General features: G+C 69.7%; 13 protein-coding genes. 5 read left to right on the top strand and 8 right to left on the bottom strand.

Annotation, left to right across the window (positions count from 1 at the left end):
* Both AC1Q6V_RS09845 and AC1Q6V_RS09840 read right to left on the bottom strand, forming a co-directional pair.
* Positions 1–774, bottom strand: coding sequence for a flagellar brake protein (locus AC1Q6V_RS09845; RefSeq protein ID WP_037025021.1), 774 nt, complete (start codon positions 772–774; stop codon positions 1–3).
* A gap of 159 nt (positions 775–933) precedes the next feature.
* Entirely contained in the window at positions 934–1,827 is an 894-nt protein-coding gene (locus tag AC1Q6V_RS09840) for a LysR substrate-binding domain-containing protein (protein ID WP_454750605.1), read from the bottom strand.
* A 132-nt stretch (positions 1,828–1,959) separates the two neighbouring features.
* Between AC1Q6V_RS09840 and AC1Q6V_RS09835 the strand changes: the two genes are divergently transcribed.
* Positions 1,960–2,583 carry a LysE family transporter gene (locus tag AC1Q6V_RS09835; RefSeq protein ID WP_041688256.1) on the top strand — a complete coding sequence of 208 codons (624 nt, stop codon included), beginning with the start codon at positions 1,960–1,962 and terminating at the stop codon, positions 2,581–2,583.
* Here AC1Q6V_RS09835 and thpR read toward each other — a convergent pair.
* The 3 genes from thpR to AC1Q6V_RS09820 are packed head-to-tail and all read right to left on the bottom strand — an operon-like array spanning position 2,567 to position 5,134.
* Entirely contained in the window at positions 2,567–3,136 is a 570-nt protein-coding gene (gene thpR / locus AC1Q6V_RS09830; RefSeq protein WP_439669495.1) for an RNA 2',3'-cyclic phosphodiesterase, read from the bottom strand. The genes AC1Q6V_RS09835 and thpR overlap by 17 nt on opposite strands.
* A 19-nt stretch (positions 3,137–3,155) precedes the next feature.
* Positions 3,156–3,656 carry a methylated-DNA--[protein]-cysteine S-methyltransferase gene (locus AC1Q6V_RS09825; protein ID WP_454750606.1) on the bottom strand — a complete coding sequence of 167 codons (501 nt, stop codon included), beginning with the start codon at positions 3,654–3,656 and terminating at the stop codon, positions 3,156–3,158.
* Complete coding sequence (locus AC1Q6V_RS09820) at positions 3,653–5,134, bottom strand: AlkA N-terminal domain-containing protein (protein ID WP_454750607.1); 1,482 nt, start codon at positions 5,132–5,134, stop codon at positions 3,653–3,655. The genes AC1Q6V_RS09825 and AC1Q6V_RS09820 overlap by 4 nt, the downstream gene beginning before the upstream one ends.
* Positions 5,135–5,297: 163 nt before the next feature.
* On the opposite strand from AC1Q6V_RS09820, the gene AC1Q6V_RS09815 reads away from it, so the two are divergent.
* On the top strand, positions 5,298–8,144 hold the full coding sequence (locus AC1Q6V_RS09815) for a M16 family metallopeptidase (protein WP_439669497.1): 2,847 nt from the start codon (positions 5,298–5,300) through the stop codon (positions 8,142–8,144).
* A 171-nt stretch (positions 8,145–8,315) separates the two neighbouring features.
* Positions 8,316–8,690 (top strand): hypothetical protein, encoded by a 375-nt coding sequence (locus AC1Q6V_RS09810; protein WP_010811174.1) that lies wholly within the window; start codon positions 8,316–8,318, stop codon positions 8,688–8,690.
* Between the two features lie 101 nt (positions 8,691–8,791).
* On the opposite strand, the gene AC1Q6V_RS09805 is transcribed toward AC1Q6V_RS09810, so the two are convergent.
* From AC1Q6V_RS09805 to AC1Q6V_RS09795, 3 genes are all read right to left on the bottom strand, one after another.
* A complete protein-coding gene (locus AC1Q6V_RS09805; protein ID WP_010811173.1) occupies positions 8,792–9,367 on the bottom strand; it encodes a hypothetical protein in 576 nt (191 codons plus the stop codon).
* 32 nt (positions 9,368–9,399) lie between these two features.
* Positions 9,400–10,557, bottom strand: coding sequence for an acyl-CoA dehydrogenase family protein (locus tag AC1Q6V_RS09800; protein WP_454750608.1), 1,158 nt, complete (start codon positions 10,555–10,557; stop codon positions 9,400–9,402).
* A gap of 123 nt (positions 10,558–10,680) precedes the next feature.
* The gene (locus AC1Q6V_RS09795; protein ID WP_454750609.1) at positions 10,681–12,459 is read right to left on the bottom strand and encodes an OPT/YSL family transporter; all 1,779 of its coding nucleotides are present in this window, start codon (positions 12,457–12,459) and stop codon (positions 10,681–10,683) included.
* Positions 12,460–12,653: 194 nt separating this feature from the next.
* On the opposite strand from AC1Q6V_RS09795, the gene AC1Q6V_RS09790 reads away from it, so the two are divergent.
* Together AC1Q6V_RS09790 and AC1Q6V_RS09785 are read left to right on the top strand one after the other, a co-directional pair.
* Entirely contained in the window at positions 12,654–14,336 is a 1,683-nt protein-coding gene (locus AC1Q6V_RS09790; RefSeq protein WP_454750610.1) for an FAD-dependent oxidoreductase, read from the top strand.
* On the top strand, positions 14,326–14,505 hold the full coding sequence (locus tag AC1Q6V_RS09785) for a hypothetical protein (protein ID WP_010811169.1): 180 nt from the start codon (positions 14,326–14,328) through the stop codon (positions 14,503–14,505). Before AC1Q6V_RS09790 ends, AC1Q6V_RS09785 begins: the two co-directional genes overlap by 11 nt.
* Positions 14,506–14,519 lie beyond the last annotated feature (14 nt).

Below are 14,519 nucleotides of genomic sequence, written 5' to 3'. Positions count from 1 at the left end.
TCAGCCCCGGTGCGCCAGTTCCAGCGCAAATACCAGCCGCTGCAGGAAGTTCTCCATGCGCCCGTCCGGATGGATGAAGGCGCAGCCGAAATGGTGGATGGCGCTGTCGTCATGGCCCACCAGCCAGTGGCCAACCACCTGCAGGTCCAGCTCAAGCTTGCCCAGTTCGCGGAAGTCCAGCCGGCACTTGCCGACCGTGGTGCCGACCGGCAGGTGCTCTGCCGAGACCGTCTTCGAGCGCAGCCCCACGCCCGACAGCGACAGGTCGGCGATATCGAGCCCCAGCACGGTCTTGTCCGACATGTGGATCTCGCAGCGGTAGCCCCTGGTCACCAGCGTGCGCGCGCGGAAATGGCGGCGGCGCTGGAAGTGGTAGAGCTTCTCGGGGAATTCGACGACGAAGGCCGGGCCTTCCTCATAGCGCATGGCGGCCGGCTGGCCCACCACAAAGTTGACCGGCACGCCGCGCAACAGCCCCGAGAACGCATTTTCATCCGAGGTCATCAGCGACATCCGCTCGGGTTCCGCGTTGCACCAGTCGAACACGAAGGTGCGGTCGACCGGGTCGACGTGCAGGACCGACGTGACGAACTGGTGCCCGGTGCGGGTGCGCACGCTCAGCATGCACTTCTGCCAGGACAGGTCGCGCAGCACGGTGCCGATCTGCGAGTTGTGCGTCAGGCGATAACGGTCATCCGCCGGCTCAATGTCGGATTCGGCGCCGTTATCGGCTGGCCCGGAGGCATCGTGCTGATTCATGGATTCACGCAACATCTGGAGTGGCTGGGATCGCCGGGTACGGGGGCTTCGGCCTGCCGGCCGCGCGCATGTTAAGCGCGTGTCCCGATGCCCGGCAAGACGCATGCTCTCACTTCGGCAGATCTGTGGCAGAACTTGAGCACAGACTTCCGGGGGGTAGCGCGCACGGCGCTTTCAGGCGTCCGGGGGTAAAGGCGGCGGCGCAGCAAGCGTTGCCTGCGCCTCTTCGCGCAACCATGCCAGCAGCACCAGCCGGCGCGTGTCGTGTTCAAACGGCGCGGGCGACAACAAATGATAGGCCGTTCCGTCGGCAACGAAGCCGAACGGCGCGGCCAGCCGGCCATCGGCGATCTCGTCGGCGGCCATCAGCTGCGAGGCCATGGCCCAGCCCAGCCCCGCTGCGGCGGCCTGCAGGCTGAGGTAGAAATGTTCATACCAGGCGTCGCCGTCGCACTGCACGGTGGGGGCGGCATCGCCGCGCACCGCCTGCCAGCGCTGCCATGCCTCGGGCCGCGTGCGCGTATGCAGCCGCGCCGGGACCGTGGCTGCCCCCTGCGCAAGCTGTGGCCGGCACACCGGCCCCACCCGTTCCTGCGCTACCTCGCGCGCGTGCCAGCGCGCATCGAAGGCAAAGTCATTGCGCCGCAGTGCCAGGTCGGCGCCGCTGCGGGTGAAGTCGATCGGCCCGCCCGCAGCCATCAGGTGCAGCGGGATATCGGGATGGCGCGCGGCAAAGCGCGGCAGCCGCGGGATCAGCCAGCGCATGGCGATGGTCGGCTCGCATGACAGCACCAGCGCTCGCCCCGGCGGCTGCGTGCGGATGCGCGCGGCGGCGCCGGCCAGCACCTCCATCGATTGCGTCGATGCCGCGAACAGCGTGCGCCCCGCCTCGGTCAGGAAGACGCCGCGGTTGCGCCGCTCGAACAGCGCCACGCCCAGCGTGTCCTCGAGCTGGCGGATCTGCCGGCTGACCGCGCCATGGGTCAGGTGCAGTTCCTCCGCCGCCCGGACAAAGCTTTCGTGGCGTGCCGCGGCCTCGAAGAATCGGATCCAGCCCAGCCAGTGCATCAGTCAGTTTTTCTCACGTAATTGCGCGAGTATATATCGGTTGTGGCGGCGCTTTCCGGCACGCAGAATTGGGTACGCCCGGATCTCGCGATGTGGCGATCTCCGGATAACTACAACGTAACCTGACAGAAAATGCCCCCAATCGCCGAATCCCTGGCGGTCGCCGCCGTGACCGTGCTGGCCGTTGTCAGTCCGGGCCCGGACTTCGCCATGGTGACCCGCAACAGCTACCTGTACGGCCGCCGCGCCGGCCTGCTCAGCGCCCTCGGAATCGCGCTGGGGGTGCAGGTGCATGTGCTCTATACGATGTTCGGGGTGGCGCTGCTGATGGCTCATGCGCACAGCATGCTGACGGTGGTGAAGATGCTGGGCGCGGCCTACCTGGTGTGGATCGGCGTCCAGACCCTGCGCAACCGCGAGGCGCTGGCAGCAGACCTGCAAGGTGCGCGCACGCTGCGGCCGTGGGCGGCGCTGCGCATGGGCTTCCTGACCAATGCGCTGAACCCGAAGACCACGCTGTTCGTGGTCAGCACCTACACCCAGGTGGTCGGTGCGCACACACCGGTGCCGGTGCAATGGGCTTATGGCGGATTCATGTCGGTGGCGCACCTGGCGTGGTTCAGCCTGGTGGCGTGCGTATTCACCGCGCCGGCGCTGCGCGCGGCGATGCTGCGGCGCCAGCGGCTGCTGGACCGCACCATCGGCTCGGCCTTGTGCGGGCTGGGCGTGGCGCTGGGGCTCAGCAACCTGGCGTAGGGCCAGCCTGCGTCAGTGGCCAGGCCTGGCGCACGAGATGCTGGGGACCTTGCGGGCCGAGCCGGCTTTCGAACAGCACCAGCCGCTGCACGTGCCAGGGCTCGCTGGCCAGCGTGCGGTGCGTGTCGAGCCAGGCGCGCAGCACGCTTTCGGGCACTGACGGCTTGCAGCGCGCCAGCGTCAGGTGCGGATGGAAGCGCCGCCGCTCTGGGGTAATGCCCGCGGCCCCGGCCAGCGCCTGCCCGACATCGGCGTGCAGGGCGCGCAGCGCGTCCAGGCCGGGACCTGGCGCCAGGCCTGCCCACAGCACCGAACCCTGGCCGCTGCGGAAGCGCCCGGTACCGGCCGCCTGAAGCAGGAAGGCAGGCGCGCGGATGCTGTCGAGCGCGGCCTCCAGCGCGGCGCCAGGCACGTTGCACTCACCCAGGAAGTGCAGGGTCAGGTGGACCTGCTCTGGCGCTGCCGGCCGCACACCATGCGCGGGCGGCAGGGTCGCCAGCAGCCTTGCCGCCAGCGCGGGCGGGACTTCCACGGCAATGAACAGGCGCGGCATGGCAGCGCGGCCAGCGCCATCAGCCGGGCGTGGTGCCGACGCCTTCGCGCTGCAGCAAGGCGCGCTTGCGCTCGATGCCGCCGGCGTAGCCGGTCAGCGCGCCGGCGCTGCCCAGCACGCGATGGCAGGGCACGATCACCGACAGCGGGTTGCGTCCCACCGCGCCGCCGACTGCGCGCGCATGCGTGGGCGGCAGGCCCAGGGCGCGGGCCAGTTCGCCGTACGACGCGGTCTCGCCGCAGGGGATGGCCAGCAGCGCCTCCCACACGCGCTGCTGGAACGGGCTGCCGGCAAAGCGCACCGGCACGGTGAAGGTATCGCGGCGGCCGGCGAAATATTCGGCCAGTTCCGACGCGGCGCGGTCGAGCACCGCGGCATCGGCCGGCGGCACGTCGCGGCTGTCGGCAATGCCCGCGGGATGGTATTTCTGCCCGGCGAAGAAGAGGCCGGTCAGGTGTGCGCCTTGCACGCGCAGCAGGATGGTGCCGAGCGGGCTGTCGATATGGCGATAGCTGGTCATGTGATCGTCTCCGGTGCGGCCGCGGCGCTGGCCGCGTCCTTCATCGCTTCGTAGCGATGCCACAGGTGGATGGCGGCGTAGGCACGCCACGGTGCCCATTGCGCGGTGCGCTCGTGCATCGCGCGCACGGTACTGACGCCCAGCACCTTGCGCAGCGCATAGTCGGTGCCGGGGAACGCATCGGGCCAGCCCAGCGCGCGCATGGCGACATACTGCGCGGTCCAGTCGCCGATGCCGTCGACCTCGCGCAGCGCCGCCACGGTCAGTTCCGGCTGCGCGTGCGCATCGAGGGCCAGCGTGCCGTTGGCCACGCGCTGCGCCAGCGCCAGCAGCGTGCGCGCCTTGCCCGCCGACACCCCGGCATCGCGCAAGCCTTGCTCTGGCAGTGTGGCAATGGCGGCGGCACTCGGGAACGTGTAGCGCAGGCCGTCCGGGGGCGTGCCGTCCAGCGCCTGTCCCGCGTGCCGCGCCAGCGCGCCCAGGATGCGCCGCGCCTGCACCACCGAGATCACCTGCCCCACCACCGCGCGCACCGCGATCTCGAAGCCATCGACGCTGCCCGGCAGGCGCACGCCCGGCATGGCCTCGGCAAGCTCGCCCAGGTGCCGGTCCACCACGTCCGGGCGGCAGCCCAGGTCGCACAGGCGGCGCACCTTGCCCAGCGCCTGCGGAATGACGCGCGCCAGCGAGGCCGACAACGTCACGCGCAGCACCAGCCGGCGCGGCACGTGTTCGATCCGTACCCAGCCGGTGTGCGTGCTGCCGCCGGCATCCACCAGCAGCGTGCGCATATAGGTGCCGTCCCGGATCGCCTCGATGCCATCCACCGCGCGGGTAGCCAGGAAACGCAGCCATGCCTCCCAGGCAAACGGCGGGCGGTAACCCAGGTCGAACACCAGCCGGTCGGCCACGCCGTCGGCGGCGCGGCGGCGCAGCGCCAGCGGCGTCAGGCCGTAGCGGGTCTTCAGCACATCGTTGAAGCGGCGCACGCTGCCGAAACCCGCCGCCAGCGCCACTTCGGTCACCGGCAGCGCGGTGTCGGCCAGCAAGCGCTTGGCCAGCAGCAGCCGCTGCGTCTGCGCGTACTCAAGCACCGACACGCCGAACTGCGCATCGAACAGGCGCCGCAGGTGCCGCTCGGTCACGCCGATGCGCACCGCCAGCGTGGCCACGCTGCCTTCGGCCATGAAGCCCTCGTCGATCAGCGTGGCCGCTGCCTGCGCCAGCCGGCCTGAAATATCGGCCAGCCCATGCCCGGGCGCGAGCTCCGGACGGCAGCGCAGGCAGGGGCGGAAGCCATGCTTCTCCGCCGCCGCGGCGCTCTCGTAGAAGGTGCAGTTTTCGCGCTTGGGCGTGCGTACTGCGCACACGGGCCGGCAGTACACGCCGGTCGACGACACGCCCACGAAGAAGCGTCCGTCGAAGCGGCGGTCGTGCGAGGCCACGGCCTTGTAGCAGGTGTCGGGATCGAGGTGCATGACGGCATGCTACCGCTACCGGCAACCGCTTACCCGCTGGATTCGGACATTTCCCTCTGGCGCGCGGGCGTGGGCTGCGGCACAGTTCCTGGCAGGGGCGGCGGCTAGAATGCGCTTCGTGCCTCACCCGCCAACCCACTGCCACCGCCCGCCCGGAGACGCCATGCGCCGCACTGCCCTGCACCTGTCCTTGCTTGCTTCGCTTGCCTGCGCGCCGGCGTTGGCACAGCCGGTGCAGACCGCCCCCACGACGACGCCTGCCATGGCCACGCAGGTGGCATCGGTCGAAGGCATCACCGAATACCGCCTGCCCAACGGCCTGCGCATCGTACTGGCACCGGACGCGGCCAAGGCCACCACCACCGTCAACATCACCTACCTGGTCGGCAGCCGCCATGAGAACTACGGTGAGACCGGCATGGCCCACCTGCTCGAGCACCTGCTGTTCAAGGGCACGCCATCGCTGCCCGGCAAGACCATCCCGACCGAGTTCGCCCGGCGCGGCATGAGCGTGAACGGCACCACCGCGCAGGACCGTACCAACTACTTCGGCACCTTCAGCGCCAACGATGAAAACCTCGACTGGGCGCTGCGCATGGAAGCCGACCGCATGGTCAACAGCGTGATCTCGCGTGCCGACCTGGACAGCGAGATGACGGTGGTGCGCAACGAGATGGAAATGGGCGAGAACAGCCCCGGGCGCATGCTGATGCAGCAGACCATGGCCGCCGCCTACCGCTGGCACAACTACGGCAAGGCCCCGATCGGCGCGCGCAGCGATGTCGAGCACGTCAGCATCGACGGCCTGCGCGCCTTCTATCGCCGCTACTACCAGCCCGACAACGCGGTGCTGGTGGTGGCCGGCAAGTTCGATCCCGCCGCCACGCTGGCACGCATCGAGCGCTACTTCGGGCCAATCCCGCGCCCGACGCGCGTGCTGCCGCCCGAGCATACCGTCGAGCCCGCACAGGAAGGCGCGCGCGAACTGGTAGTGATGCGCCCCGGCGACAACAGCCTGGTCGCCGCGCAATACCACGTCAGCCCGGGTGCGCATCCGGACAGCACGGCACTCTCGCTGCTGACCCTCATCCTCGGCGATACGCCGGGCGGGCGGCTGTACAAGGCACTGGTCGAGCGTGGCCAGGCCGTGTCGGTCGGCACCGCGCTCTATGCGATGAAGGACCCGGGGGCACTGCTGCTCATGGTCGAGACGTCCAAAGACCAGCCGCTCGCGGCTGCGCGCGCCGGGCTGATCACGCAGGTCGAGGGCTTTGCCGAGGCGCCCGTGACCGAGGCCGAGCTGGAACGTGCGCGCGTGCGCATGCGCAACGCGTACGAGCACTACATGAACGATCCCGGCGCGCTCGGCGTGGCGCTGTCCGAGGCCATCGCCAAGGGCGACTGGCGCCTGTTCTTCCTGGCGCGCGACCGCATCGAGACCACCACGCTGGCAGACGTGCAGCGCGTGGCGCTGAACTACCTGCAGGCCTCGAACCGCACCGTGGGCGTGTTCCTTCCCGCCGAGCAGCCGTCGCGCGCGCAGGTGCCGCCGGCGCCCGATGTCACGGCCATGGTCAGCGGCTACCAGGGCAGGCAGGCGATGGCCGCGGTGGCGGCATTCGATCCCAGCCCCGCCAATATCGAGGCCCACACCACGCGCCAGACGCTGGCCAACGGCATGCAGCTGGCGTTGCTGCCCAAGCCGGCGCGCGGTGAAGTGGTGCACGGCGCGCTGGTGCTGCGCATCGGCGACACGCAGAGCCTGCAGGGGCTGACCACGGTGGGCGCGCTGACCGCCTCCATGCTCCGGCGCGGCGCGGCTGGCATGGACCGCCAGCAGATCGCCGACCGCATCGAGGCGCTGCGCGCACGCGTCGGCATCTCTGGCGGCTCTGAGCGCGTGACCGTCAGCTTCGAGACGCGCCGCGCGCACCTGCCGGAACTGCTGGCCCTGCTGCGCGACCTGCTGCGCGCACCGACCTTCCCCGAGGCGGAGTTTGAGACGCTGCGCAAGACCAGCATCGCGGAGATCGAGAGCATCCGGCGCGAGCCGGGCGTGATGGCGTCTAACGCGCTGGGCCGCCATGGCGACCCCTACCCCGCTGGCGACCCGCGCCATGCGCGCACCTTTGCCGAGAACATCGCCGACCTGCAGGCCGCCACCCTGGCGCAGGTGCGCGACTTCCACGCGCGCTTCTATGGCGCGGGCCATGCGCAACTGAGCCTGGTGGGCGACTTCGATGCCGCGGCCGCGGCCGCGCAGGCAGCGCAGCTGTTCGGCGACTGGAGCGCGCAACAGCCCTACGCGCGCGTCGAGCGCCCCTTTGTGCCGATCCCGCCGGCGGAGTTCACGCTGCCCGCGCCGGGCAAGGCCAATGCCATCTACCTGGCCTCCACGCCGATCGACCTGACCAACGACGCGCCGGACTATGCGCTGATGATGATTGCCAACCGCGTGCTCGGCGGCGCCAGCCTGCGCGGCCGCCTGGCTGACCGGCTGCGGCAGCGGGAAGGCCTGAGCTATGGCGCGAGCAGTTGGGTGCAGGTGGGCGCGCTCGACCGCGCGGGACGCTTCGGCCTGCAGGCGCAATACGCACCGCAGAACCTGCCGCGCCTGCAACGCGCCGTGACCGAGGAGCTGGAGCGCTTCGTGCGCGACGGCATCACCGCGCAGGAACTGGCCGAGGCCGTCAGCGGCCTGCTGCAGCAGGGCATGGTCAGCCGCAGCAACGACGCCGCGCTGGCCGGCGCGCTGGCCAACCAGCTCTACCTGGGCCGCACCATGGCCTTCACCGCCGAACTCGAAGAGCGCCTGCGCAACGCCACGCCGGACGCCGTCAACGCGGCCATTCGGCGTTACATGCAGCCAGGCACGCTGTCGCGCGTCTATGCTGGCGACTTCAGCGGCGCACCGGCGCAGGCGGGCGCAACCGGCAGCGGAAGTGGCTCCGGCGCGGCCGGCAGCACAGGCAACGAAGCGGCCGGCGCGGCACCGCAGGCGCAGCCCTGACATACGCGGGAAACAATATTCGGCTGCACTGGCGAAAGGCCGCAGGCGCGGCCAGCGCAACATCGCAGCGGCAAGGCAGGGAGCGCTCGGCAGGCGTCCGGTGCAAGCCCCTTGCCGCGACCCCGGGTTGACTGTATATTCGTACAGTATAAGTCGATATAAGAGGTGTGGATGTCAATCGTGCGAGCTGGCAGCAAGGCAGAAGCGCTCAGGCTTCTGGCCTCGGAAGGTGTGCTGGCGCTTGAGCTGGACTACGAGACAGGATGGCAGGATGCCGTCGAACTCGGCAGGCTCGGAGAAAAGCGCGGTATCAAGGTGCAGTATCGCGGACAAGAAAGCATCGCCGTCCGTTCCCGCGAAGCCCTGATCGAAGGGCTGGCCAAACCCAAGGCCACGTTCCGTCAACGCAATCTCTATTGCCAGTTCGATCTCGGCACGCTGGCGGACCATGAACTGCTCGACCTCGAGGCCAAGGCCACGCGGCTCGGGGACTATATCCTCGCCGGCCACCTGCTGCGCGATGTCGATGGCGTGTGGCCGCAATAAGCGGCTTGCGCGCACGCCGGGCCACTAGAAGAGAAAAAGCCGCCATGCAGGCGGCTTCCGTCATATTGCGCTGAGCACGTTCTTCGTGCCCGATGCCCCGGTCAATGCCACACCCGCGTGGCGTTGGCCCAACGCGCCGCGCACGACGACTGCGCTACGGCCGCGTCGATCGTTTCGTTGGCGGCCTCCGCCGCCGGCACCGTCGCGGCAACATCCAGCGCGGCGCGCCACAGCACCGCCGACACCAGCGTCTTGCATTGCCGCCGTTCGCCATGCGCAAGCGCGAGCAGCCGCTCATAGCCGTCCAGCACGATCAGCCGGTCACCACGGCGCGGATGCAGCGACAGCGTGTAGAGGTGGTCAGACTCGCATTGCAGGCTGCCGCCGCTGACCGCGACCACGATTGCACCCGGCAACGCAATGCCGCTGGCCTGGACCTCGCCACGCAAGCGCGCCAGGTGCGCGTGCGCGCGTGGATCGCAGGTGCCGCCCACACCGCCCGCCATCTCTGCCGGCAGCGCGCAGAGCGCCATCAGCTCGGCCGGCGAAACCGCCAGCGTATAGGCCTGCAGCGTGGGACGATAGGTTGCCACCACGGCGCGCAGCCGGTGCGGCGCATCGCCATCATGCCCTGCCTGCAGCGGGCTGTCCGGCCCGCGTAACTGCATCGTGTTCATGTCGACTCCTGCCGCGCGGGGCGTTTACCTGGTCAGTCGCGCAGCAGTTGCTTGGCGATGATCAGCTGCTGGATCTGCGTGGTGCCTTCATACAGGCGCAGCAGGCGCACGTCGCGGTAGAAGCGCTCGGCCTTGTACTCGGCGATATAGCCGGCGCCGCCATGGATCTGCACCGCGCGGTCGGCCACGCGGCCCACCATCTCGGTACAGAACATCTTGGTGCACGAGGCCAGCATGCTGACCTCCGGATCGCTCTTGCCGGCGGGCTTGGCGTCGTAGCGCTGGGCGCAGTCGCGCACCATCGACAGGCCGGCGTAGAGCTCGGCCTGGCTGTCGGCCAGCATCGCCTGGATCAGCTGGAAGTCGCCGATGGGCTTGCCGAACTGCTTGCGCTCCCTGGCATAGGCCACAGCGTCGGTGATCAGGCGATGCGCCATGCCGCAGGCCAGCGCCGAGATATGCAGGCGGCCGCGGTCGAGCACCTTCATCGCGGTCTTGAAGCCCACGCCCGGCACGCCGCCGATGATATTGGCGGCCGGCACGCGCACGTTCTCAAGCACCACGTCGCAGGTCTTGGTGCCGCGCTGGCCCATCTTCTTGTCCGGCTTGCCCAGCGAGATGCCCGGGGTGTCGGCCGGCACGATGAAGGACGAGATGCCCGAAGCGCCCGCGCCGCCGGTGCGCGCCATCAGCGTGAAGGCGCCGGCGCGCGGTGCGTTGGTGATGAAGCGCTTGGTGCCGTTGATGACATAGTGGTCGCCATCCAGCTCCGCCTTGGTCTGCAGCGAGGCCGCGTCGGAACCCGCATTGGGCTCGGTCAGCGCGAACGAGATGATCAGCTCGCCGCTGGCGATGCGCGGCAGGTACTGCTGCTTCTGTTCCTCGGTGCCATCCATCAGGATGCCTTGCGAGCCGATGCCGACGTTGGTGCCGAACACCGAGCGGAAGGCTAAGGCGGTATGGCCCAGGTCGTAGACCACATCGCATTCCTGCGACATCGACAGGCCGATGCCGCCGTAGTTCTCGGGGATGGAGATGCCGAACAGGCCCATCTCCTTCATGTCCGCGACGATCTCGGCGGGCACGTCGTCGGTTTCCTCCAGCGTGTCTTCGGCGGGCTTCAGGCGTTCGTCGATGAAGCGCTGCACCGAGGCGCGCAGCAGGGCAAAGGATTCTTGGTCAAGGGCCATGATGATTCTCCGGGTCAAGCCAGTGCGTCAGTCTGGCCGCCTATGGTACGCTGGTCGCGGGATTTGACAATCCACTGAAACTTGGACAGAAGCGTCAGTATAATTTGACAATCGCAGCCGGCCTCAACCCAATGTGGCGGATAACAGGCCCGCCACGCCGATGGCCAGCGCCGCCAGCGCATCGCCCGCGATCAGGCCGCCACCGACCAGCGATGCCGTGCTCATATCCTGCGGCAAACCCCGGGCCGGCCTTGCGGGCCTGGCCACGGCGGCGGCCACGCTCGCCACCACGCCGCCGGCCGCCATCCACCCGGCCGCCGCCAGGTTGACGAAGCCACCGAAAGATGACGCATAGGGCGAAGGCAGGATCACCGCATCGAGCAGGAAATCCGCCACCCGCCCGCGCCGGCTGGCTTGCGCGAAGCGCTGCCACGCCTGCCGGCCGAGGATGGCCTTGCGCAATACCGCGGTAGCCAGGCCGAGCGCGAGGCCCGTTGCCACTGCCACATGCTGGCCGGCACGGCTTTGCGTCAGCCCGTGCAGCACGCCCACGATCTTGTATGTCATGGCCGAGGTCCAGCGCGCCGGCTGCTGGTCGGCCGGCAGGCTGGTCTGGTCCAGCGCCAGCACCGGGTAGGCATGCATGAACAGCCGTGCCATCGCCACCGCAACCAGCGCACCCACGACGATGCCCGCCACCTGGTAGCCGAACTGCACCATGCGGTCGCTGCCCAGGCGCCAGCCGGTGGAGCGGTCCTGCTGCATGTCGCTCGCCTCGGCCGTGGCCACCAGCAAGACCGTGGCGGCGATCAGCCCGACATGGGGCGCGCGCAGCCCGGCGGCGGCCATCAGGATCACGGACAGCACGAAGGCCGACGAGATCGGGTTCTGGTCGACCATGCCGACCGAGATGCCGTTGACCAGCGCAAACACCAGCACCAGCAGCACGGCCATCAACTGGAAACCCAACGGCTGGCCGAACCATGCCACGCCCGCCGCCACCGTGGCCGCGCCCCACAGCAGCGCCCAGGCCGCCACCCAGCCCATGCCCGGCCCGCGCCGCGGCGCAGGGTGGCGGCGCGCGCGCCACTGGCGGCACGCCTGCGCCAGCAGCAAGGCCACATCGACCGCAGCCGCCCCCATGATCATGCCCAGGGCCACCAGGAAGGTGGCCTTGCGATAGGGCTCGCCAGGCGCCATCCAGCCCGCGGCAACAAACCACGGGGTCATGGCCCAGCCGGCCAGCCCGCCCACCAGCGCGGCAATGCCCACGCGCGCGCCGACGATCATCCCGGCGCCGAAGGTCGCGGCCGACAGGTCCAGCGCCGCCAGCCACGGCATGCGCGCGGCGCCCAGGCCGCAGCCCAGGCCCAGTGCCATGCCGCCCCCGAGCCGCGCCACCGAACGCCGCAGCAGCGCCGGATCGGTCAGCGCGCGCAGGATATTGGCCACGGCCAGCCCCGACGGAAAGGTCAGCTGCATCCGGTCCACCAGCAATGGCGTGTACAGCATGCCCACACCCACCCCGAACATGCCGATGCACAGCATGTACAGCACCAGCTGCCACAGCGGCGGCTGCGCCATGCCCAGCCACGCCATCGCCTGCAGCACCACGGCCATGCCGCCCATGCCCGCCACCGACGCCGCCGCGGTCTGGATGTAGTTGGCGCCGTGGCGCCCGGGCGCGCCATAGCCCGCCGTCACCACCGAGCCGAGGATGCCCGCCAGCACCTGCCCGCCGACGAAGAAGCCCAGCGAGAAATTCATATACGCGGCAGCGATGCCGCCCAGCGGGCCCAGCACCAGCATGCCTGCCGCGCCCAGCAGCACGTGGTACTGCCAGCTGCCCGGCGAAGGCAGCCTGGTGGCGCGGGGTGCGGCATCGGTCGGGAGCGTGGGCATGGCGCAGCGGGCGGGCTGAAGTAGTGTGCCTCTTGCGAAGCATAGGCCAAGGCCGGTCTGCGGCGATGTGCGACTTGTTCCCGACTTTCGCCGGATGGCCGTTTCCCGGCCGGGTTAACACTAGTTTCGTGCGCAACCATCTGGTCGATATAGTTGCGCACACAACTACATCGCAGAGATACTACGACCCCACCATGCCAGACTCCACCGCACCCCACGCCGCAGTGCCGCCGGCACCGCCGCCCTCGTCATCGCGCCCATGGCCGCAGCGCGTGCCGGTACTGATTGCCGGCGGCGGCCCGGTCGGCCTGACGCTGGCCGCGCTGCTGGCGCGCCAGGGCATAGCCGCGCTGGTGGTGGAAGCCGACGACGGCTACTGCGCCGGCAGCCGGGCCATCTGCATGGCGCGGCGTTCGCTGGAGATCCTCGGCTGGGTGGGCGCGGACCGCGCCACCGTCGAAACCGGCCTGCCGTGGGTGGGCGGGCGCAGCTACTACCGCGATGCCGAGGTGCTGCATTTCCGCATGCCCAGCGAGCCCGGCGAGCGCTTCGCGCCGATGGTCAATATCCAGCAGTACTACGTGGAGGCCTTCGCCCACGACGCCGCGCTGCACGGCGCTGCGCCAGCGGATGTGCGCTTCGGCGCGCGCGTGCAAGCAGTACGCCAGCACGGCAGCGGCGTCGTGGCCGAGATCCAGACAGGCGCAGGCGTGGTGCAGGTCGACGCGCAATGGCTGGTGGCCTGCGACGGCGGGCGCAGCACCGTGCGCGAGCAACTGGGGCTGCGCATGAAGGGCACCCAGTACGAAGGCCGCTACGTGATCGTCGATATCGTGCAGAAGACGCGGCGCGAGGTGGAGCGGCTGGCCTGGTTCGACCCGCCTTCCAACCCCGGATCGACCATCCTGATGCACCGCCAGCCTGACGACGTCTGGCGCATCGACTACCAGATCCGCGACGACGAAGACCCTGACGAAGCCGTCAAGCCGGAGAACGTGCTGCCGCGCGTGCAGAGCCACCTCGACATGATCGGCGAGACCGAGCCGTGGCGGCCGTTGTGGATCTCCATCTACAACGCCAAGTGCCTGACCTTGCAGGACTACCGCCACGGCCGCGTGCTGTTTGCCGGCGACGCCGCGCACCTGGTGCCGATCTTTGGCGTGCGCGGGCTCAACTCCGGGCTGGACGATGCCGGCAACCTGGCCTGGAAGCTGGCGTGGGTGCTGCGCGGCCAGGCGCCCGACAGCCTGCTCGATTCCTATTCGACCGAACGCGTGCATGCCACGCGGCAGAACATCGCCTACGGCGCCAAGAGCACCGAGTTCATGGCACCGCCCGACTTTGCCTTCCGGCTGATGCGCGAGGCCACGCTGCGTCTGGCGCAGCATGAGCCCGCGGTGCGGTCACTGATCAATCCGCGGCAGTCGGCACCGATTGCCTATACGGATTCGGCGCTGAACGGTCCCAGCGACTTTGGCGACGACTGTCCTGGCGCCGCGCCCGGCCTGCCCGCGCCGGAAATGCGCGTGGCAGGCCCCGACGAGGTCGTGCACCTCACGCAATGCTTCGGGCAACGGTTCACGTTGCTGTACTTCAGCGATGCGCCCACGCTGCCCGAGCCACTGGCCGCGTTCGCGAATGCGCATCCGGACGCCGTGCAGACACACGTGGTGGTCACCGGCGGCAACGTGGCCGGCGCCACGGCGCTGGCCGACGTCGCCGGCCAGGCCCACGCCCGCTACGGCGCACGACCCGGCACGCTCTACCTCATCCGCCCCGACGGCTATGTCCTGGCACGCTGGCGCGAACCGTCATGGGACGCCGTGCGCGCCACCCTCGCCCCCCTGATGCAAACCGGAGCCCGCCATGCAAGCTGAAGACCTCGACCTCGCCTACACCCGCCTGTGCGAGGCCATGGGCCGTGCCGGCGAAGCACGCTCCCCGCTCCTATTGGCAATGGTGTGCCTGGGCCTGATGAGCCGGCAGGAAGCGCTGGCGCCGGTGCTGGCGCTGATCGACGAAGCCGAGGCTCGCAGCCAGCAATAGGGAGTACAGGACGC

It is taken from the genome of Cupriavidus sp. GW823-FHT07B10 (assembly GCF_058794355.1).
This window is presented reverse-complemented; position numbering and strand designations above follow the sequence as displayed.

Excerpts from the sequence above, each read along its gene's own strand:
- AC1Q6V_RS09795 (WP_454750609.1), bottom strand. The coding sequence starts at position 12,459 with ATGCCCACGCTCCCGACCGATGCCGCACCCCGCGCCACCAGGCTGCCT.
- AC1Q6V_RS09815 (WP_439669497.1), top strand. The coding sequence starts at position 5,298 with ATGCGCCGCACTGCCCTGCACCTGTCCTTGCTTGCTTCGCTTGCCTGC.
- AC1Q6V_RS09820 (WP_454750607.1), bottom strand. The coding sequence starts at position 5,134 with ATGCACCTCGATCCCGACACCTGCTACAAGGCCGTGGCCTCGCACGAC.
- AC1Q6V_RS09800 (WP_454750608.1), bottom strand. The coding sequence starts at position 10,557 with ATGGCCCTTGACCAAGAATCCTTTGCCCTGCTGCGCGCCTCGGTGCAG.
- AC1Q6V_RS09790 (WP_454750610.1), top strand. The coding sequence starts at position 12,654 with ATGCCAGACTCCACCGCACCCCACGCCGCAGTGCCGCCGGCACCGCCG.
- AC1Q6V_RS09805 (WP_010811173.1), bottom strand. The coding sequence starts at position 9,367 with ATGAACACGATGCAGTTACGCGGGCCGGACAGCCCGCTGCAGGCAGGG.
- AC1Q6V_RS09785 (WP_010811169.1), top strand. The coding sequence starts at position 14,326 with ATGCAAGCTGAAGACCTCGACCTCGCCTACACCCGCCTGTGCGAGGCC.
- AC1Q6V_RS09825 (WP_454750606.1), bottom strand. The coding sequence starts at position 3,656 with ATGACCAGCTATCGCCATATCGACAGCCCGCTCGGCACCATCCTGCTG.
- AC1Q6V_RS09840 (WP_454750605.1), bottom strand. The coding sequence starts at position 1,827 with ATGCACTGGCTGGGCTGGATCCGATTCTTCGAGGCCGCGGCACGCCAC.
- AC1Q6V_RS09810 (WP_010811174.1), top strand. The coding sequence starts at position 8,316 with ATGTCAATCGTGCGAGCTGGCAGCAAGGCAGAAGCGCTCAGGCTTCTG.
- AC1Q6V_RS09845 (WP_037025021.1), bottom strand. The coding sequence starts at position 774 with ATGTTGCGTGAATCCATGAATCAGCACGATGCCTCCGGGCCAGCCGAT.
- AC1Q6V_RS09835 (WP_041688256.1), top strand. The coding sequence starts at position 1,960 with ATGCCCCCAATCGCCGAATCCCTGGCGGTCGCCGCCGTGACCGTGCTG.
- thpR (WP_439669495.1), bottom strand. The coding sequence starts at position 3,136 with ATGCCGCGCCTGTTCATTGCCGTGGAAGTCCCGCCCGCGCTGGCGGCA.